Here is a 17,712-nt window from a genome sequence, read left to right as displayed (position 1 = left end):
GCGTCAGTCCGACCCGAGCTTGTCCAGCATGCGTTTGAAGTCGCGCTGTTGGGCTGCGGTCAGCTTGGCCAGGATGCGGCCATCGGCGGCACGCACCGCCGCCTCCGCGCGTTTCAGTAGCGTGCGACCCTGACTGGTCAGGGTGGCGGGCAGGGCGCGCCCGGAGGACACCGACGTCGGCCGTGCGACCGCACCGACCTCCTCCAGCCGCCGCAGCACCGTGTTCATGGCCTGGGGTGTGACGTTGGAGTTTCGGGACAACTCGGCGCTGGACATGCCGGGGTTCATGGAAAGCACTCGCAGGCAGACGAATTCGGGCAGCGTCAGGCCAAGTGGGCCCAATACGGCGGAAACCTCGGGTCGCAGCACGGCTCCCACCCGGTAGAGCAGATAGCCAAGCGGAGCATCGTCGGTGGAAACCACGTCCACGATATTGGCATATCTTATCGACATCACGAAGCACAACCGCTGCGTCGCGGCTAAGTGAACGGCGGCGGAAACCATTTTCCTGCAACACCTCCGGCAAGGGCGTGAAATCAAATACCTATAGTGCATTACTGGGGCGGTTGGGGCGGAATTTGACCGTTGAGGTATTTGCGAGCGTTGAGGCGCAACCACATTGATTTCGACGCCCCAATTACTGCGATGCGGCAGCGTTACCGCAGCTAGGCCCGCAGATGTTTGGGGTCGATGGAGACTGGATATGCGAATGGGGGTGCGGTGATAACTCGCGCAAGGGGCAAATCGCCGCTGAATTATTAACGATTCGACTGAGAGGTATCGATCGTGAAATTCACTTCTACTGCTATGAAGTCGGTCCTCGGCGCCGCCGGTATTGCGGCTGTCGGCGTTTTCACTGCGGCGGCCGCATCCGCTGCGCCGCCCAACATTCAGGGATTCGGCACCAGCGAACAACTGATCGATGGACCGATGACCACCAGCTACACGGTGAGCAACCTGCAGCCCAGCAATGTGGCGATCCCCGGGTACACGCCGAAAGGCACGCTCTACCAGGCGGATATCACCGCTCGGTCAGACAGAGGGATGGTCACCCCGATGGTCAACGACTTCATCGCCCGCGGGCCCAACGGTCAGAACTACCGGGTGATCGACAAGGTCCAGGCTCCGGGCAGCCTTAACCCGGCGCCGATTAACCAAGGTAGCGAGTCGACCGGCACGCTGTACTTCGATGTGACCGGCGCGCCGCCGAATGGCGTTGTCTACAACGAGGGAATGCAAGACATCCTGATCTGGACGTCGAACATCTCGAGCAACTCGGCGCCCGGCGCAACCAACCCGACCCCGGCTCCTGGTGCGCTGCCCGGCCCGGCGCCGGCGCACACCTAAGCCGTTGAGCCCGTTCGGGCTTGGTAGCTGAGAACTCCCCGCGTCGCCACCGGTGACGCGGGGAGTGTGCGTATTCGCAATCACCCCAACCGTTGTGGCGAGCGAAGCGCCGAATCAGCTTGCGTAATAAGCGGTTACGAGCTGGTGGTAATCCACTGCGGCTGCGGCGGCGTCACGGCCATATAGCCCACACCGCGAACGGTGTCGATGATCGATTCGTAGTCGGTGCCCAGCTTCGCCCGCAGTCGTCGCACGTGAACGTCGACGGTGCGGACCCGGCCGTTGCAGTCGTATCCCCACACCTCATGCATCAGCCGGGTGCGGCTGAATGCCCGACCGGCGTGTTGGACAAGGAAATTCAACAACTTGAATTCGGTGACCGTGAGGCTCAGCTCGTTGCCGGCCAGCGATCCGGTGAAGCTGCCCGGGTGCAGAAGCAGGTCGCCGAACTTCCACGTGCCGTCCACCGCGCTTCGCCGGCGCTTGATGGCCAGCCGTAACCGTGCCTCTAGTTCGTCGGCGCTGGCGGCGGGCATCATCACATCGTCGAAATGCCAGTCGACGTCAACGGCCATGATGTTGGTCGGTGCGACGACGGCCACCACCGCGACCCCCGGCGCGTTGGCGGTGAGGCGGCGGCAGACGCCGCGTGCTGTCGTCAGGTCGGTGCGTGCATCGATGATCGCGACGTCGGCAGTCTTGTGCTGCCCGTCGGCGTGGTCGTCCAGAGGGGCTCGTCGAATGGTTTGCGTCAACGATTTCAGCGTTGGAAGGGCAGACTCGAAGTCGTCTTCGTCGGTGACGAGTAGAACGTCCAAAGACATCTCCAAATCTAAGAGGGTGTGCCTCGCCCCCGACCCCGTTAGGCACCTCGTAGGGAGATGTCCGCTTAGCGCAGCCAAATACCCCCTCCAGGGCAGAAGTATGCCAATTTTTCGGCTCGCGTTGGGCAAAACGCCCGTTCCAGCCGTTTCGTCGGCGGCGGAGAAAATCGATGGGTCCGGCCCGTTTTCACGGACCGGACCCATCCTGGCAACAAGCTACTGGTTGGCCTTTTGGCGCTCCTCGGCGACCTTTGCCGCGCCGCGCGCAGCCTCGGCCTCGGCTTCTTTCTTGGCCGCGTCGCGCTGGGCCTCCGCCTTGTCCTGCTGGGCCTGACCTTCGCGAGTCAGGTCGTCACGACCGGCGACCGCCCCAGCGGCCTCTTTGACTCGACCCTTGACTTCCTCGACGACGCCTTTGACGGCTTCTGCGGGTCCTGATTTGTTGTCCGCCATGGAATGGTTCCTCCTCAGTGGCGTACTGGTGTGAGCGTCCTACGCTCTTGCCGGTCGACCTCGCGATCACCCGGTCATGCGACGCGGCCCGGCCCTGCTGCTCAAGACCTTTATTTCCCCCGCCGCGTTGGTGCGGGTTCCCGCGCCTGCGAAGGCTCAAACATCTGCTGGCAGATGGAAAGTCGCGATCGCGTTGGCGCTAAGGTGACCTGTGGCGACGGGGCGCAGCGGTGACCCGCGTCGACATCCACGCAGATAATGCACCCCATTGGTGCGAGATTGTGCTGCGATGGGGCAGGATGTGAACCGCCGTTCCGGGTGGGGTCGCCTGGGATGGCACTGTCATGCGAGGAGTCTGATGATGCAGCCCGAGCCGACCATCACCAACGGTGCGCCGACGTCTGCACAGGACGCATCCAGGCAGCCGGAGAGTCGAGCCAAGTATTCGAGAGTGTTGCTCAAGCTTGGCGGCGAAATGTTCGGCGGCGGACAGGTCGGGCTGGATCCCGACGTCGTCGCCCAGGTGGCCCGCCAGATCGCCGAGGTGGTTCGCGACGGTGTGCAGGTCGCCGTGGTAATCGGTGGCGGTAACTTCTTCCGCGGCGCTCAGCTGCAGCAGCGGGGCATGGAGCGCACCCGATCGGACTACATGGGCATGCTCGGCACCGTGATGAACAGCCTGGCTCTGCAGGACTTCCTGCAGAAGGAAGGCATCGACACCCGGGTGCAGACCGCCATCACCATGGGCCAGGTTGCGGAGCCCTACATCCCCTTGCGCGCCGTGCGCCACCTGGAGAAGGGCCGCGTGGTGATCTTCGGCGCCGGCATGGGCCTGCCGTATTTCTCCACCGACACCACCGCGGCGCAGCGGGCATTGGAGATCGGTGCCGAGGTCGTCTTGATGGCCAAGGCCGTCGACGGCGTGTTCACCGAAGACCCCCGGGAGAATCCCGACGCCGAACTGCTCACCGCGATCAGCCACCGTGAGGTCATCGACCGCGGGCTGCGGGTAGCCGATGCCACCGCGTTCAGCCTGTGCATGGACAATGGCATGCCGATCCTGGTGTTCAACCTGCTGACCAACGGCAATATCGCCCGCGCAGTCGCTGGTGAGAAGATCGGAACGCTGGTCACCACCTGAGGGGAAGACGCGCACATGATTGATGAGGCTCTCTTCGACGCCGAAGAGAAGATGGAAAAGGCCGTGTCCGTGGCCCGCGACGACTTGTCCAACATCCGGACCGGCCGCGCCAACCCCGGCATGTTCAACCGGATCGTCATCGACTACTACGGCACCAACACCCCGATCACCCAGCTGGCCAGCATCAATGTCCCCGAGGCGCGGCTGGTGGTCATCAAGCCGTACGAAGCCAACCAGCTGCAGGCCATCGAGAACGCGATCCGCAACTCCGACCTCGGGCTTAACCCCACCAACGACGGCACCCTGATCCGGGTCGCCGTACCGCAGCTCACCGAGGAGCGCCGCCGCGAGCTGGCCAAACAGGCCAAAAGCAAGGGCGAGGACGCCAAGGTCTCGGTGCGCAACATCCGTCGCAAGACGATGGAGGAGCTGCACCGCATCCGCAAGGACGGCGAGGCCGGCGAAGACGAGGTCGGCCGCGCGGAAAAGGACCTGGACAAGACCACTCAGCAGTACGTCACCCAGATCGAAGACCTGGTCAAGCACAAAGAAGGCGAGCTGCTGGAGGTCTAGCGGCCGCTCAGCAACCAAGTCCGTGGCAACCTCCGATGCTGGCGCAGGCAGCCCGTCCGACGCGCGGCGGGCCAACGAAACGGCCAACGAAACGGCAGAGGAAACAGCGCCGCAGCCAGCGCCGAAGACCTCCCGTGCGGGACGCGATCTGCCCGCCGCTATCGCGGTGGGCGCGGCGATCGGCGCCCTGCTCGTTGCCACACTGGTATTCGCCCCGCGCTTCTGGGTGCTCATCGTGGCCATCGCGATTCTCGTTGCCAGCCACGAGGTGGTGCGACGGCTACGCGAAGCCGGCTACGCCATTCCGGTGATCCCGTTGCTGGTCGGTGGCCAGGTCACCGTCTGGCTGACCTGGCCGTTTCATGCTGCCGGCGCGCTGGCAGGCTTCGGCGCCACCGTGGTGGCCTGCAATGTCTGGCGGTTGTTCATGCAGGACAACAGCAAACGGCCCGAACCGTTCGCCGGCTCACCGTCGGCGAATTACCTGCGGGACGCGTCGGCGACCGTCTTCCTGGCCGCGTGGGTCCCGCTATTCGCCTCCTTCGGCGTCCTGCTCGTCTATCCCCACGACGGCGCGGGACGGGTGTTCTGTCTGATGGTCACCGTCGTCGCTTCGGACACCGGTGGGTATGCCGTGGGGGCGCTCTTCGGCAAGCATCCGATGGTCCCGGCGATCAGCCCGAAGAAATCCTGGGAGGGATTCACCGGTTCTCTGGTCTTCGGAATCACCGCGGCGATCCTGACGGCGACGTTGCTGGCGGGTAAACCAGCGTGGATCGGCGCGCTGCTGGGTCTCGTCCTGGTGCTCAGCTGCACGCTGGGTGACCTGGTTGAGTCCCAGGTGAAGCGGGATCTGGGCATCAAGGACATGGGCCGGCTGCTACCGGGCCACGGGGGTCTGATGGACCGGCTCGACGGTGTGCTCCCGTCGGCCGTCGCGGCCTGGATCGTGCTCACCTTGGTTTCCTAGCCGGCCCGTCGCTGACCGATACTGGACAGGTCATGGTCCAACAGTTGATCTTCGAAGAGCCGCGCCGTGCCCGGCCGCCGCGGCACCTGGCCGACCTCGATGAGGCGGGCCGTGCGTCGGCCGTCGCTGAACTCGGCTTGCCGCCGTTTCGGGCCAAGCAGCTCGCGCAGCAGTACTACGGCCGGCTGATCGCCGATCCGCGGCAGATGACCGACCTTCCGGCGGCGGTGCGTGACACGGTCGCCGAGACGATGTTCCCGACGCTGCTCACGACCGCCGCCGAAATCAGTTGCGATGCCGGGCAGACGCGCAAGACGCTGTGGCGGGCAGTCGATGGCACCACGTTCGAGTCGGTGCTCATGCGCTACCCGCAGCGCAATACGGTGTGCATCTCCTCGCAGGCCGGCTGCGGGATGGCGTGCCCGTTCTGCGCCACCGGGCAGGGCGGTCTGACGCGCAACCTGTCGACCGCGGAGATCGTCGAACAGGTGCGCGCCGCCGCGGTGGCACTGCGCGACGATTTCGGCGATCGGCTGTCGAACGTGGTGTTCATGGGCATGGGGGAGCCGCTGGCCAACTACGCGCGGGCGCTGGCTGCGGTGCGGCGCATCACCGAGGCGCCGCCGCATGGGTTCGGGATTTCGGCCCGCTCGGTCACGGTGTCGACGGTCGGCCTGGCCCCGGCGATCCGCAAGCTCGCCGACGAGCGGCTCGGGGTGACGCTAGCCCTGTCACTGCACGCCCCCGACGACGAACTGCGCGACACGCTGGTCCCGGTCAACAACCGCTGGAAGATCAGCGAGGCGCTGGATGCGGCCCGGTACTACGGCGATGTGACCGGGCGGCGGGTCTCCGTCGAATATGCGTTGATCCGCGATGTCAACGACCAACCGTGGCGGGCCGATCTGCTCGGCAAGCGGCTGCATGCCGCGCTGGGGCCGCTGGTGCACGTGAACTTGATTCCGCTCAACCCGACGCCCGGCAGCGACTGGGATGCGAGCCCGAAGTCGGTCGAGCGGGAGTTCGTCCGTCGGGTCCGCGCGAAAGGTGTGTCGTGTACGGTTCGCGATACCCGCGGGCGGGAAATCAGTGCTGCGTGCGGACAGCTGGCCGCCGATTTGGGATAGGCGGCGGGGCGCCGGGATGAACCGGGACGCCGGCTAGCGCGTCGTAACGGATAACACCAGCAAAGGAGCAAGGCATGGTTACCCGCCTGTTGTCCCCCCTCAGGTTGTTCGCCGCAGCCGTCTTTGCGGCCGCCCTGATACTTGGGCTGGCCGCTCCGCCGCAGGCGCAGGCCGGAGACGATCGGCTGCAATTCACCGCGACCACGCTGAGCGGCGCGCCGTTCAGCGGCGCCAGCCTGCAGGGCAAGCCGGCGGTGTTGTGGTTCTGGGCGCCGTTCTGTCCGTTCTGCAACGCCGAAGCACCCGGCGTGAGCCAGGTGGCGGCGGCCAATCCCGGGGTCACCTTCGTCGGCATCGCCGGGCACTCGGACGTCGGTGCCGAACAAAACTTCGTCTCCAAGTACAACTTGAACTTCACCAACCTCAACGACGCCGACGGCTCACTCTGGGCCCGCTACAACGTGCCCTGGCAGCCGGCCTACGTGTTCTACCGCGCCGACGGCAGCTCGACGTTCGTCAACAACCCCACCTCGGCCATGTCGCAGCAGGAGCTGTCCGGCCGGGTGTCAGCGCTGACCCACTAACCGTGGATCAAGGCCTCATCGGTCTGGCCTTCGCCGCCGGATTGGTGGCAGCCGTCAACCCGTGCGGATTCGCCATGCTGCCCGCCTACCTGCTGCTGGTGGTGCGCGGGCAGCCCGCCGGCCCACGATCGGCGTCGCCGAGCACCCTCGCGCCGATCGGGCGTGCTCTGGCGGCGACACTCGGGATGGCGCTGGGCTTTGTGACGGTGTTCGGAGTGTTCGGGGCGCTGACCATCTCGGCAGCCACGACGGTGCAGCGATATCTGCCTTACGCCACCGTCGCAATCGGCATTGTCCTTGTCGGGCTTGGCATTTGGCTGCTGTCGGGCCGTGAGTTGACTGCGCTGACACCCCGGGCGGTTGGCCCTCGATGGGCGCCGGCGGCCCAGCAGCGGTCTCGGCTGCTCAGCATGTACTCCTACGGCGTCAGCTATGCGATCGCCTCGCTGTCGTGCACCATCGCGCCGTTCCTGGCGGTCACCGCGGCGGGCTTTCGCGGCGGATCGATCGGCACCGGCGTGCTGGTCTACCTTGCCTACGTCGTGGGATTGACGTTGGTGGTCGGCGTGCTGGCGATCGCCGCGGCGACGGCGAGTTCGGCACTGACGGACCGGTTGCGGCGAATCCTGCCGTTGGTCAACCGAATTGGGGGAGCCCTGCTGATTGCTGTGGGGCTGTACGTGGGCTACTACGGGCTATTCGAGCTGCGACTGCTGAGCGGCGACGCGGATCCACAGGATGCGGTGATCGCCGCCGCGGGACGCCTGCAGGGCGCCCTGGCCGGCTGGGTGCACCAGCATGGCCTGTGGCCGTGGCTGGTCGCGTTGTGCGTGCTGATGGCCGGCGCGTTCGCCGCTGCCTGGCGTCGGCGGGCGCACCGATCGCCGCGCCCCTGACACCACCGCGCACCACCATGGCCTTGCGGCGGTGTCAAAGTAGTGTCAACATGACACCATGGAATTGCAACCGTATGTCGACGCCGTCCGCCATGAGCTGAAAGTGGCCGCGGAGGCGGGCGGCGCCGAAGCGCAGGCCCTGGCCGAGCGGCTGAGCGCTCCGCTGGAGTCCGCGATACGCCTGGCCATGCTCGAGGCGTTGACGGCGGCCGCCGAAGAGCTCACCAGCGAGCTGGCCCCGCAATCAGTCGAAGTCCGGTTACGCGGCCGCGACCCGGAGTTCATCGTCAGTGCCCCGCTCGACGGGGATGCGCGCGAATACCCGGCCGATGACGGTGACAACGTCTTCGTCGCCCAGTACGACGACGAGGGCGGCACCTGGCGGGTCACCCTGCGGCTTCCGGAAGGGCTACGGGCCGCCGTCGAGACCGCGGCCCGTCGCGAGGGTGCGTCGTTGAATTCCTGGCTGGTTCGTGCGGCCGCCGCGGCCAGTCAAGCGGCCACCACCGCCGAGTTTCCGCCTGCCAGCCGCTCCGCCGGTCACCGCGTGACCGGCTGGGTGCGCTGACCCCATCCCGTTCGAAGGAGAACCCACCATGCCGACGTATGACACCCCTACCCCCATCTCGGTGCGGATTGAAGCCGGTGGCGGTTCGATCCGCCTCACCGCGACCGACCGCGCCGACACGGTTGTCGAGGTACGCCCGCAGGACGAATCGCGCAGCGCCGATGTCTGGGCCGCAGAACACACCCGGGTGGACTTCCACGACGGCAAGCTCGCCGTCCTGGGCGCCAAACGAAACCTTCCACTGCTCGGCGGCGGCGCCATCGACGTCGAGATCGCGCTGCCGTCGCGCTCACGTTTGCACGCTTCGCTGGCGTCGGCCGATCTGCGTGCCAACGGCGACTTCGCCGATGTTCGGATCAGCTCGGCCAGCGGCCATGTCGAACTCGACTCCGTCACCGGAAAGATCAAGGCCACCAACGCATCCGGGACGTTCGTGGTGCGCACCGTTGAGGGTTTCGCCTCGATCGGGACCGCGTCGGGCGACGTGACGATCGGCGATTGCGACGGCGACCTGAAGTTCAAGTCAGCCAGTGGCTCGCTCAGCGTCGCCTGGCTGCGCGGCTACGCCAAGTCGCGCACCGCGTCGGGGTCGGTCAATGTCGCGGCGGCCGTTCGCGGCGGTGTCTCGGCGCATACCAGCAGCGGTGACGTCGCGGTCGGGATTGTCGAGGGCACCGCGGTGCGCATGGACATCAGCACGGGATCCGGCGTCGTGACCAGCAGCCTGCAGCCGTCGGACGGACCCCAGCACGGCGATGAAACCTTCGCCCTACAGGTGCGCAGCGGCTCGGGCGATGTCAGCCTTTACCGTGCGGCGCACGACAGCGCGGCGGCTACTTGAGCCAGCCGCGCCGGCGGCCCCACCAGTCGCGCACCAGGATGGCAAGAGCGAGGACGGCGAACCCGACCAAGTAATTGTCTTCGACGTGGCCGACGTGGTTACCGCGCAGCATCGCCAGCAGGAAAATGATGATGAACACACCGAGCGCGTGCCAGGTGGGGATGTTGATCCTGCTCCAACCCCACGCTGCTGAGGGCACCTCGGCGGGGTCGACGCCCTGATATTGATCCACCTCGGTACTGGCCACGGCGATTCCCTTCGGATCGGATTGGCTTGCTGCTCCGATATTCTGGCATACGCCGTTCTGCGACGCTGTGCAGGCGCGGATTGGCGTCAACCTCGCCCGAAGCACAGCGTCGCAGCGACACCTGGCCCGGTCAACAACCAGCCGGCTACGACGGCGGCATCAGCACCGTATCGATCATGTACACCGTCGCGTTTGCGGTGGGCACCCCGCCACAGACCACGCTTGCATTGTTGACCTTGAGGCCGTTGCCCTGACCGGTGACTGTCGAGCTCGCCCCCTGCAGGGTCGGGTGGGCGCCGACGACCTTGGCGGGGCTCAGTTGGCCCTGGACCACGTGGTAGGTCAGGATGCTCTTCAAGAGAGGCGCGTTCGTCTTGAGCTCACCGATCGTGGACTCGGGTAGTTTGCTGAACGCGGCGTCAGTCGGCGCAAACACCGTGTACTGACCGTTGTTGAGGGTGTCGACCAGATTCACCTGCGGGTTGAGCTGACCGGAAAGCGCCGAGGTCAGTGTGGTGAGCTGCGGATTGTTCGACGCCGCTACCGCAACGGGAACTTGCGACATCCCGTCCACCGAAGCGGGACCGCTGGGATGGGCAGCCGCGTAATCCGCGCATCCTGGACCCACCAAATCGGCTGCCGAGGCAGTCGGCGAGACGACGACTGCGAGGCCGAAGATGCTGGCCGCCGCGAAACTGGTTGCCGCAATTTTGTTAGTTATTTCCATTGCCTTTCACTCCCCTGATAGGCCGGACGTGTCCACCCCGTCTGGTTGACCGCCGGCATCATGGATTCGGAGCAGACCGGCCGTTGGATTGGCTGCATCGCGGATTAGCCGTAGGTGAAGGAAAATAACTGCAATCCCTTGCTCGGGCGCACCTCTATCGTTCCGGGAATTACCTGATCGCCGGCGACGATTTGATGGGAAGTCGGCGGCCCGTTGACCGGCAGCGTCGACGACTTTCCGTCCCGCAGAACGGTGAGCGTTCCGGTTCCGCCCGCAACGATGTAGACGTTCCTGGCGCGGTAATTGAGTTTGACGCCCGCGTCGTCGCCGTCGGCTGTCGCGCCCTGATAGTCCAGCGACCACCGCCCCGTCAGCGCAAAGCTGTTGGCCTGCAACGCCGGTGGATACCCAAACGTCGCGGCCCCTTCGTCATAGGTCCCGCCACCGCCGTAGTTCACCACTTTGCCGACGGCGAAATACGTCTCAGGCGTGAGGCCACGCGGCGGCGTGGTGTCGGCGGCATCGACCGGCGGGGGGAGTGTGATGCCCGGCTTCGCGTCGGCGAGCAACTGCCTGATCAGCCCCTCGGTCACGTCGTAATCGCCTTCGCCGAACTTGATGTGGCGCACGGTGCCGCTGGCGTCGACGAGATATTCGGCAGGCCAGTACCGGTTGCGATAGTTCGTCCAGGTGCTGTACCCGTTGTCCAGCGCGATCGGATACGCGATGCCGAGGTCCGCCGCGCCTTGGGCGACGTTGCCCGGGACCTTTTCGAACGCGTACTCAGGCGTGTGCACGCCGATGACCTCGAAGCCGCTGCCCTGGTAGGCGCGATACCAGCCGACGACATGCGGGATCGCGCGTTGGCAGTTGATGCAGGAATACGCCCAGAAATCGATCAGCACGACCTTGCCGCGCAACGAATCCAAGGCGATCGGCCTGCCCTGGGGCGTGTTCAGCCAAGCGGCGATGCCTTTGAGGTCTGGTGCGGGGCCACAGCTTTCGAGCTTGGTCCCGCCGTTGCTGCAGTTGGACAGCCGCGCATTCTGGTCGTTGACGATGCCGCCGAGGTTCAGTTTCTCCCTGATCTCCTCGGTTCCGCCGACCTTGCGCTGCAGTGTGGCCGTGTAGTCGGGAATGGCCCGCTGCAGCTGCGCCGGCAGATCGAAGACCAGCGCCACCGCGAGCAGGATCGTCACGAGCCCTGCGGCAATTCGAATCTCGCGCTGACGGCGCCGAAAAGCCTTGACGCGCTCCGCCACTCGCTGGCCGGCCAGTGCGAAGAACAGCAGCGGCAGCGCGGCACCGACCGCGAATGCGGCGGTCAGCACGACCAGGCCGGCGCTGATGGTTGCCGTGGCTCCGGCGACGACGATGGCCGCGAGCACGGGCCCCGCGCACGGGACATAGAGCACACCCAGCGCCAGTCCGAGCCCGAAACCGTTGCTGCGGTTGGCGATCCGCTTCTGAGGAATGCGAGAGAACGGCCGCTCCAGCAGCTGCTCGAATCGGGGGAAGATGAGACCGATACCGATCGCCACCAACGCCACCAGCGCGATCCAGCGGATGGCGTCCTGCGGTAGGTGCAGCAACGACAGGAGCGCCGAGCCAAGCAGGGTAACCACGCTGAAGCTGATCACCAGGCCGCCGATCACCCGGTAAGGGCGCAGGGTCTGCGACAGTTGGCGTTTCGGCCGGACCGCCACGGCGCCGTCGGGCTCCGGTGACGTCTGGGTTCCCGAGAAAAATATCACCGGCAGCACGGGCAGGATGCACGGTGATATTCCGGTGATGAGTCCGCCGAGGAGGCCGACCAAAGCGAGGGTGAACATACGTCGTATTCGTGGCCGTCAGGGCTACGGATTGGTAAGGGCACCAAGATGTTTCGCTATGCCGGCAAAGCGCCTACCCAACACGGTAAGGCAGCCCGTGGACCCGGGCTGCCTTACCGTGTGGCCTGAAAGTTACTGCTGACCCGGGGGCATCAGCACCGTGTCGATCATGTACACGGTCGCGTTCGCGGTGTGCACCCCGCCGCACACCAAGCCCGCGTCGTTGACCTTCAGGTTATTTCCTTGGCCGGCCACCGTCACAGTGGCGCCCTGCAAAGTCGCCGGGGTGCCGTCGACCTTGGCCGGACTCAACTGCCCCTGGACCACGTGGTAGGTCAGGATGCTTTTGAGCAGCGGGGCATCCGTCTTGAGCTTGTCGACGGTGGCCGGGGGCAGCTTGCCGAACGCGGCGTCGGTCGGGGCGAACACCGTGTACTGGCCATTGTTGAGCGTGTCGACAAGGTTCACGCCCGGGTTCAGCTTGCCCGACAACGCCGAGGTCAGAGTGGTCAGCAAGGGGTTGTTCGACGCCGCCGTCGCAACGGGGTCCTGCGCCATCCCGGCCACCGAGCCGGGGCCGCTGGGATTCTGCGACGCGTAACCCGAGCACCCGGACCCGATGAGGTCCGCGGCGGGATCCGCCGTCGCGGTCGTGGTGGCCGACATCGCCATGCTGGTCGCCGGTGTGGCGCTGGTGCTGGTGGTGCCCTGGGCCGCGGGCTTGTTGCTCGAGCACCCGGAGAAGCCCACGATCGCGATGGCTGCGAGGCCCGCCGCCGCCAGTGTCCTGGCCTGGTCATTCATCATTGAATTTCGACTCCTTTGCTCAACACGGCCGTATCGCCGTCCTCCCGTTAACACCAGTGATTCGGAGTGATGCCGATCACGGATGGGTGCGAAAGTCGTTTGCATTCCTCGCCGTCCGAAAAGTTGGCAACGCAGCGCCCCGGTGGCCGGGCCGAAACGGCACAATGAGGAGGTGACCCGTCCGACCACCACCGAAGCCCCGGCCGCCGTCGACCGGCTGCGCGTGCTGGTGTTGGGGAGTACCGGCTCCATCGGGACCCAGGCGCTGGAGGTCATCGCCGAAAACCCCGGCCGCTTCGAAGTGGTCGGGCTGGCCGCGGGTGGATCGAACGTGGACACCCTGCGACGGCAGCGCGCCGACACCGGTGTGACCAATATCGCCGTCGCCGACGAGCGCGCCGCCGCGCAGCTCGGTGACGTCCGGTTTCACGGCCCCGACGCGGTCACCCGGCTGGTCGAGGAGACCGAGGCCGACGTGGTGCTCAACGCGCTGGTCGGAGCGCTGGGCCTGCGACCAACCCTGGCCGCCCTGCAGTCAGGCGCCCGGTTGGCCCTGGCCAACAAGGAATCGCTGATCGCCGGCGGTCCGCTGGTCCTGGCGGCCGCCAGGCCCGGCCAGATCGTGCCCGTCGACTCCGAGCACTCCGCGCTGGCCCAGTGCCTGCGCGGTGGGAACCCCGACGAGGTCGCCAAGCTGGTGCTGACCGCGTCGGGTGGGCCGTTTCGCGGCTGGACGGCCGCCGACCTCGAGGCCGTCACCCCGGAACAGGCCGGCGCCCATCCGACCTGGTCCATGGGCCCGATGAACACTTTGAACTCCGCCTCGCTGGTCAACAAGGGGCTGGAGCTCATCGAAACCCACCTGCTGTTCGGCATCGGCTACGACCGCATCGACGTCGTGGTGCACCCCCAGTCGATTGTTCATTCGATGGTTACCTTCGCCGATGGTTCGACGATCGCGCAGGCCAGCCCGCCGGACATGAAGCTGCCCATCTCGCTGGCACTGGGCTGGCCGCGGCGGGTACCCGGCGCCGCGGCGGCCTGCGACTTCAGCACCGCCTCTAGCTGGGAATTCGAACCGCTCGACGCCAACGTCTTCCCCGCTGTGGAGCTGGCCCGCTACGCCGGGGAGACCGGCGGCTGCATGACCGCGATCTACAACGCCGCCAACGAGGAGGCGGCCGCGGCTTTCCTCGAAGGACGGATCGGGTTCCCCGCCATCGTCAGAACTATCGCCGACGTGCTGCACGCCGCCGACCAATGGGCCGTTTTACCCGCTACCGTGGAAGACGTACTGGACGCGCAGCGCTGGGCACGTGATCGAGCACAACGTGCCCTGCGGACTGCGAGCCCCGCGGGAGACGCTCCGACGGACTCCGGAATGATTTTAGAAAGGTCCTAGCGCCTGATGTTCGCTATCGGCATTGCACTATTCGCGCTCGCCATCCTGATCTCGGTGGCGTTGCACGAGTGCGGCCACATGTGGGTCGCCCGCGTGACCGGCATGAAGGTACGCCGCTACTTCGTCGGCTTCGGCCCCACGCTGTGGTCCACCCGGCGCGGCGAAACGGAGTACGGCGTCAAAGCCATCCCGTTGGGCGGGTTCTGCGACATCGCCGGCATGACGCCCGTCGAGGATCTGGCGCCCGACGAATCCGACCGGGCCATGTACAAGCAGGAAACCTGGAAGCGTGTCGCGGTGCTCTTCGCCGGCCCGGGCATGAACTTCATCATCTGTATCGTGCTGATCTACGCCATCGCGCTGATCTGGGGGTTGCCTAACCTGCACCCGCCCAGTCAGGCCGTCGTCGGCGAAACCGCTTGTGTCGCACCGGAAACGACTCCCGGCAAGATCGGGACGTGCACCGGTCCCGGTCCGGCCGCGCTGGCCGGAATCCGCGCCGGCGACGTCGTCGTCAAAGTAGGTGACACCCCGGTGTCCACCTTCGAAGACATGGCCACCGCGGTCCGCAAGTTGCACGGAGTCGTTCCGATCGTCGTCCAGCGCGACGGCACCCCGATCACCGCCTACGTCGACGTCACGCCCACCCAACGCTTCACCACGGGGGCCAACGGATCCAGCGGTCAAGCGCAGCCGTCGACGGTCGGCGCCATCGGAGTGGGCGCCGTCCATCTCACGCCCACCCATTACAACGCGCTTTCCGCCATCCCGGCCGCCTTCGGCTTCACCGGTGACCTGACCGTCGAGGTGGGCAAGGCGCTGGTCACCATCCCGACGAAGGTGGGTGCGCTGGTGCACGCCATCGGCGGTGGGCAGCGCGACCCGCAGACACCGATCAGCGTCGTGGGGGCCAGCATCATCGGCGGCGACACCGTCGACCACGGGCTCTGGGTGGCGTTCTGGTTCTTCCTGGCTCAGCTCAACCTCATCCTGGGCGCGATCAACCTGGTGCCGCTGCTGCCGTTCGACGGCGGCCACATCGCCATCGCGGTGTTCGAAAAGCTCCGCAACGTCATCCGCTCCACGCGGGGCATGGTCGCGGCGGCGCCGGTGAACTACCTCAAGCTCATGCCGGCGACCTACGTGGTGCTGGTGTTCGTGGTCGGGTACATGCTGCTGACGGTGACGGCCGATCTGGTCAACCCGATCAGGCTGTTCCAATGACCAGCATTGGTTTGGGTATGCCGGCGGCTCCGGCGCCCACGCTTGCCCCCCGGCGGACCACGCGTCAGCTCATGGTCCGCGACGTCGGGGTCGGCAGCGATTATCGGATCTCGGTGCAATCGATGTGCACCACCAAGACCCACGACGTCAACTCGACGTTGCAGCAGATCGCCGAGCTGACCGCCGCAGGCTGTGACATTGTCCGGGTCGCCTGCCCGCGCCAGGAGGACGCCGACGCGCTGGGCGAGATCGCCCGGCACAGCCAGATCCCGGTGATCGCCGACATCCACTTCCAGCCGAAGTACATCTTCGCGGCCATCGACGCCGGCTGCGCGGCGGTGCGGGTAAACCCGGGCAACATCAAGGAATTCGACGGCCGGGTCGGCGAGGTCGCCAAGGCCGCGGGCGCCGCCGGCATCCCGATCCGCATCGGTGTCAACGCCGGCTCGCTGGACAAGCGCTTCATGGAGAAGTACGGCAAGGCCACGCCCGAGGCGCTGGTGGAGTCGGCGCTGTGGGAGGCCTCGCTGTTCGAGGAGCACGGTTTCGGCGACATCAAGATCAGCGTCAAGCACAACGACCCCGTGGTGATGGTCGCGGCCTACGAGCAGCTGGCTGCGCAGTGCGATTACCCGCTGCACCTCGGTGTCACCGAGGCGGGCCCGGCCTTCCAGGGCACCATCAAGTCCGCGGTCGCCTTCGGCGCCCTGCTGTCGAAGGGGATCGGTGACACCATCCGGGTGTCGCTGTCGGCGCCGCCGGTCGAGGAAGTCAAGGTCGGCAATCAGATCCTGGAATCCCTGAACTTGCGGCCGCGTGGGCTGGAGATCGTGTCCTGCCCGTCGTGCGGTCGCGCCCAGGTCGATGTCTACACGCTGGCCAACGAAGTCAGCGCCGGTCTGGACGGTCTCGACGTGCCGCTGCGGGTCGCCGTGATGGGCTGTGTGGTCAATGGTCCGGGAGAGGCGCGTGAAGCCGACCTGGGCGTCGCGTCGGGAAATGGCAAGGGCCAGATCTTCGTTCGCGGTGAAGTGATCAAGACGGTGCCCGAATCCCAGATCGTCGAGACCCTGATCGAAGAGGCGATGCGGCTGGCCGCCGAAACCGTGGATTCCGGCGAGGGTCCGGACAAAACAGCGAGCGGTTCGCCGGTTGTCACCGTAAGCTGATAAGCGCCAGTTCGGGTCTTACTGGCCTCGTCGCCCCACAGAGAGTTCGCTCCATGTCGGCTCCGCCGCTTTTTCGCCTGGTCGGCGACCGACGGGTGTCTGTGGTGCGCGACTCCGCCGCGGTGTGGCGAGTGTTCGACGCCGATCCGATCGGGTCGTGCATGGTCGCCTCGCGCGTCTCCGATTACGGCATCGAGCCCAATGCGATCGGCGGGGAGCTGTGGACCCGCCGCGGGGCGGAGGAGTCGCTGTGCTTCGCCGGCGCCAACCTCATCCCGCTGCGTGGTGGACCGGACGACCTGAACGCGTTCGCCGACGAGGCGATGAGCGCGACGCGTCGCTGCTCGTCCCTGGTCGGCCGTGCCGACCTGGTGATGCCGATGTGGGAGCGGCTCGAGCCGGCCTGGGGCCCGGCCCGCGACGTGCGCTCCGACCAGCCGCTGATGGCGCTGGCCACGCATCCGAATTGTGAGCTCGATACCGAAGTGCGCCAGGTTCGGCCCGACGAGCTGGACGCCTACCTGGTGGCCGCGGTCGACATGTTCATCGGCGAGGTCGGCGTCGACCCCCGGCTGGGCGACGGCGGTCGCGGCTATCGCCGGCGGGTGGGCAGCCTGATCGCCGCGGGGCGGGCCTGGGCCCGCTTCGAGCGCGGTCAGGTCGTCTTCAAGGCCGAAGTCGGATCGCAGTCCCCGGGGGTGGGCCAGATTCAGGGGGTCTGGGTGCATCCCGAACGACGCGGCCTGGGCCTGGGCGCTCGCGGTACTGCGATGCTGGCCGCCGTGATCGTCGGCAGCGGCCGCGTGGCCAGCCTGTATGTGAACAACTTCAACACGGTGGCCCGCGCCGCCTACGCCCGCGTGGGCTTCGCCGAAGTCGGGACGTTCGCGACGGTGCTGCTCGACTAGCCCGAGTGTGCGGCTGGCCGCACACTCGGCACAAGGCGGCTCCCGGCTACCAACTGCGTTACATCACGGTTT

General features: G+C 66.4%; 20 protein-coding genes. 13 read left to right on the top strand and 7 right to left on the bottom strand.

Annotation, left to right across the window (positions count from 1 at the left end):
- Window positions 1–3 precede the first annotated feature (3 nt).
- Window positions 4–453 carry a MarR family winged helix-turn-helix transcriptional regulator gene (locus MNAB215_RS28960; protein WP_077082432.1) on the bottom strand — a complete coding sequence of 150 codons (450 nt, stop codon included), beginning with the start codon at window positions 451–453 and terminating at the stop codon, window positions 4–6.
- A 354-nt stretch (window positions 454–807) separates the two neighbouring features.
- Between MNAB215_RS28960 and MNAB215_RS28955 the strand changes: the two genes are divergently transcribed.
- The gene (locus MNAB215_RS28955; RefSeq protein WP_174604682.1) at window positions 808–1,347 is read left to right on the top strand and encodes an MPT63 family protein; all 540 of its coding nucleotides are present in this window, start codon (window positions 808–810) and stop codon (window positions 1,345–1,347) included.
- A gap of 134 nt (window positions 1,348–1,481) precedes the next feature.
- Here MNAB215_RS28955 and MNAB215_RS28950 read toward each other — a convergent pair whose 3' ends face one another.
- Entirely contained in the window at window positions 1,482–2,171 is a 690-nt protein-coding gene (locus tag MNAB215_RS28950) for a winged helix-turn-helix domain-containing protein (RefSeq protein ID WP_077081815.1), read from the bottom strand.
- A 216-nt stretch (window positions 2,172–2,387) separates the two neighbouring features.
- Window positions 2,388–2,624: a microaggregate-binding protein 1 gene (mbp1, locus tag MNAB215_RS28945; RefSeq protein ID WP_077081814.1), complete on the bottom strand. Its 237-nt coding sequence runs from the start codon at window positions 2,622–2,624 to the stop codon at window positions 2,388–2,390.
- A 361-nt stretch (window positions 2,625–2,985) separates the two neighbouring features.
- Here mbp1 and pyrH point away from each other — a divergent pair, with 361 nt between their 5' ends.
- The 8 genes from pyrH to MNAB215_RS28905 all read left to right on the top strand — a co-directional run bounded on the left by pyrH (window position 2,986) and on the right by MNAB215_RS28905 (window position 9,324).
- Window positions 2,986–3,765, top strand: coding sequence for a UMP kinase (gene pyrH / locus MNAB215_RS28940; protein WP_425436560.1), 780 nt, complete (start codon window positions 2,986–2,988; stop codon window positions 3,763–3,765).
- A gap of 15 nt (window positions 3,766–3,780) precedes the next feature.
- Entirely contained in the window at window positions 3,781–4,338 is a 558-nt protein-coding gene (gene frr / locus MNAB215_RS28935; protein WP_077081812.1) for a ribosome recycling factor, read from the top strand.
- A 22-nt stretch (window positions 4,339–4,360) separates the two neighbouring features.
- Window positions 4,361–5,308: a phosphatidate cytidylyltransferase gene (locus tag MNAB215_RS28930; protein WP_077081811.1), complete on the top strand. Its 948-nt coding sequence runs from the start codon at window positions 4,361–4,363 to the stop codon at window positions 5,306–5,308.
- A 32-nt stretch (window positions 5,309–5,340) separates the two neighbouring features.
- Window positions 5,341–6,435, top strand: coding sequence for a dual-specificity RNA methyltransferase RlmN (gene rlmN, locus MNAB215_RS28925; RefSeq protein WP_077081810.1), 1,095 nt, complete (start codon window positions 5,341–5,343; stop codon window positions 6,433–6,435).
- Window positions 6,436–6,509: 74 nt separating this feature from the next.
- Window positions 6,510–7,019: a disulfide bond-forming protein DsbE gene (gene dsbE, locus MNAB215_RS28920; RefSeq protein ID WP_077081809.1), complete on the top strand. Its 510-nt coding sequence runs from the start codon at window positions 6,510–6,512 to the stop codon at window positions 7,017–7,019.
- Between the two features lie 2 nt (window positions 7,020–7,021).
- A complete protein-coding gene (locus tag MNAB215_RS28915) occupies window positions 7,022–7,915 on the top strand; it encodes a cytochrome c biogenesis CcdA family protein (RefSeq protein ID WP_077081808.1) in 894 nt (297 codons plus the stop codon).
- 58 nt (window positions 7,916–7,973) lie between these two features.
- Entirely contained in the window at window positions 7,974–8,483 is a 510-nt protein-coding gene (locus tag MNAB215_RS28910; RefSeq protein ID WP_077081807.1) for a histidine kinase, read from the top strand.
- A gap of 28 nt (window positions 8,484–8,511) precedes the next feature.
- Window positions 8,512–9,324: a DUF4097 family beta strand repeat-containing protein gene (locus MNAB215_RS28905; RefSeq protein WP_077081806.1), complete on the top strand. Its 813-nt coding sequence runs from the start codon at window positions 8,512–8,514 to the stop codon at window positions 9,322–9,324.
- On the opposite strand, the gene MNAB215_RS28900 is transcribed toward MNAB215_RS28905, so the two are convergent.
- The 4 genes from MNAB215_RS28900 to MNAB215_RS28885 form a co-directional block, all read right to left on the bottom strand.
- Entirely contained in the window at window positions 9,317–9,571 is a 255-nt protein-coding gene (locus MNAB215_RS28900; protein WP_077081805.1) for a DUF2631 domain-containing protein, read from the bottom strand. The genes MNAB215_RS28905 and MNAB215_RS28900 overlap by 8 nt on opposite strands.
- 145 nt (window positions 9,572–9,716) lie before the next feature.
- On the bottom strand, window positions 9,717–10,298 hold the full coding sequence (locus tag MNAB215_RS28895; RefSeq protein ID WP_077081804.1) for a fasciclin domain-containing protein: 582 nt from the start codon (window positions 10,296–10,298) through the stop codon (window positions 9,717–9,719).
- Between the two features lie 104 nt (window positions 10,299–10,402).
- A complete protein-coding gene (locus tag MNAB215_RS28890; RefSeq protein ID WP_077081803.1) occupies window positions 10,403–12,130 on the bottom strand; it encodes a cytochrome c biogenesis protein CcdA in 1,728 nt (575 codons plus the stop codon).
- Window positions 12,131–12,262: 132 nt separating this feature from the next.
- Window positions 12,263–12,937 carry a fasciclin domain-containing protein gene (locus MNAB215_RS28885; protein ID WP_083746286.1) on the bottom strand — a complete coding sequence of 225 codons (675 nt, stop codon included), beginning with the start codon at window positions 12,935–12,937 and terminating at the stop codon, window positions 12,263–12,265.
- Window positions 12,938–13,109: 172 nt separating this feature from the next.
- On the opposite strand from MNAB215_RS28885, the gene dxr reads away from it, so the two are divergent.
- The 4 genes from dxr to MNAB215_RS28865 are packed head-to-tail and all read left to right on the top strand — an operon-like array spanning window position 13,110 to window position 17,640.
- The gene (gene dxr, locus MNAB215_RS28880) at window positions 13,110–14,339 is read left to right on the top strand and encodes a 1-deoxy-D-xylulose-5-phosphate reductoisomerase (RefSeq protein ID WP_077082430.1); all 1,230 of its coding nucleotides are present in this window, start codon (window positions 13,110–13,112) and stop codon (window positions 14,337–14,339) included.
- Window positions 14,340–14,342: 3 nt separating this feature from the next.
- On the top strand, window positions 14,343–15,563 hold the full coding sequence (locus tag MNAB215_RS28875) for a M50 family metallopeptidase (RefSeq protein WP_077081802.1): 1,221 nt from the start codon (window positions 14,343–14,345) through the stop codon (window positions 15,561–15,563).
- The gene (ispG, locus tag MNAB215_RS28870; RefSeq protein ID WP_077081801.1) at window positions 15,560–16,732 is read left to right on the top strand and encodes a flavodoxin-dependent (E)-4-hydroxy-3-methylbut-2-enyl-diphosphate synthase; all 1,173 of its coding nucleotides are present in this window, start codon (window positions 15,560–15,562) and stop codon (window positions 16,730–16,732) included. The genes MNAB215_RS28875 and ispG overlap by 4 nt, the downstream gene beginning before the upstream one ends.
- Before the next feature lie 53 nt (window positions 16,733–16,785).
- Window positions 16,786–17,640, top strand: coding sequence for a GNAT family N-acetyltransferase (locus MNAB215_RS28865; protein WP_077081800.1), 855 nt, complete (start codon window positions 16,786–16,788; stop codon window positions 17,638–17,640).
- The last annotated feature ends 72 nt before the right edge of the window (window positions 17,641–17,712 follow it).

The organism is Mycobacterium numidiamassiliense (genome assembly GCF_900157365.1).
GTDB lineage: Bacteria > Actinomycetota > Actinomycetes > Mycobacteriales > Mycobacteriaceae > Mycobacterium > Mycobacterium numidiamassiliense.
This window is presented reverse-complemented; position numbering and strand designations above follow the sequence as displayed.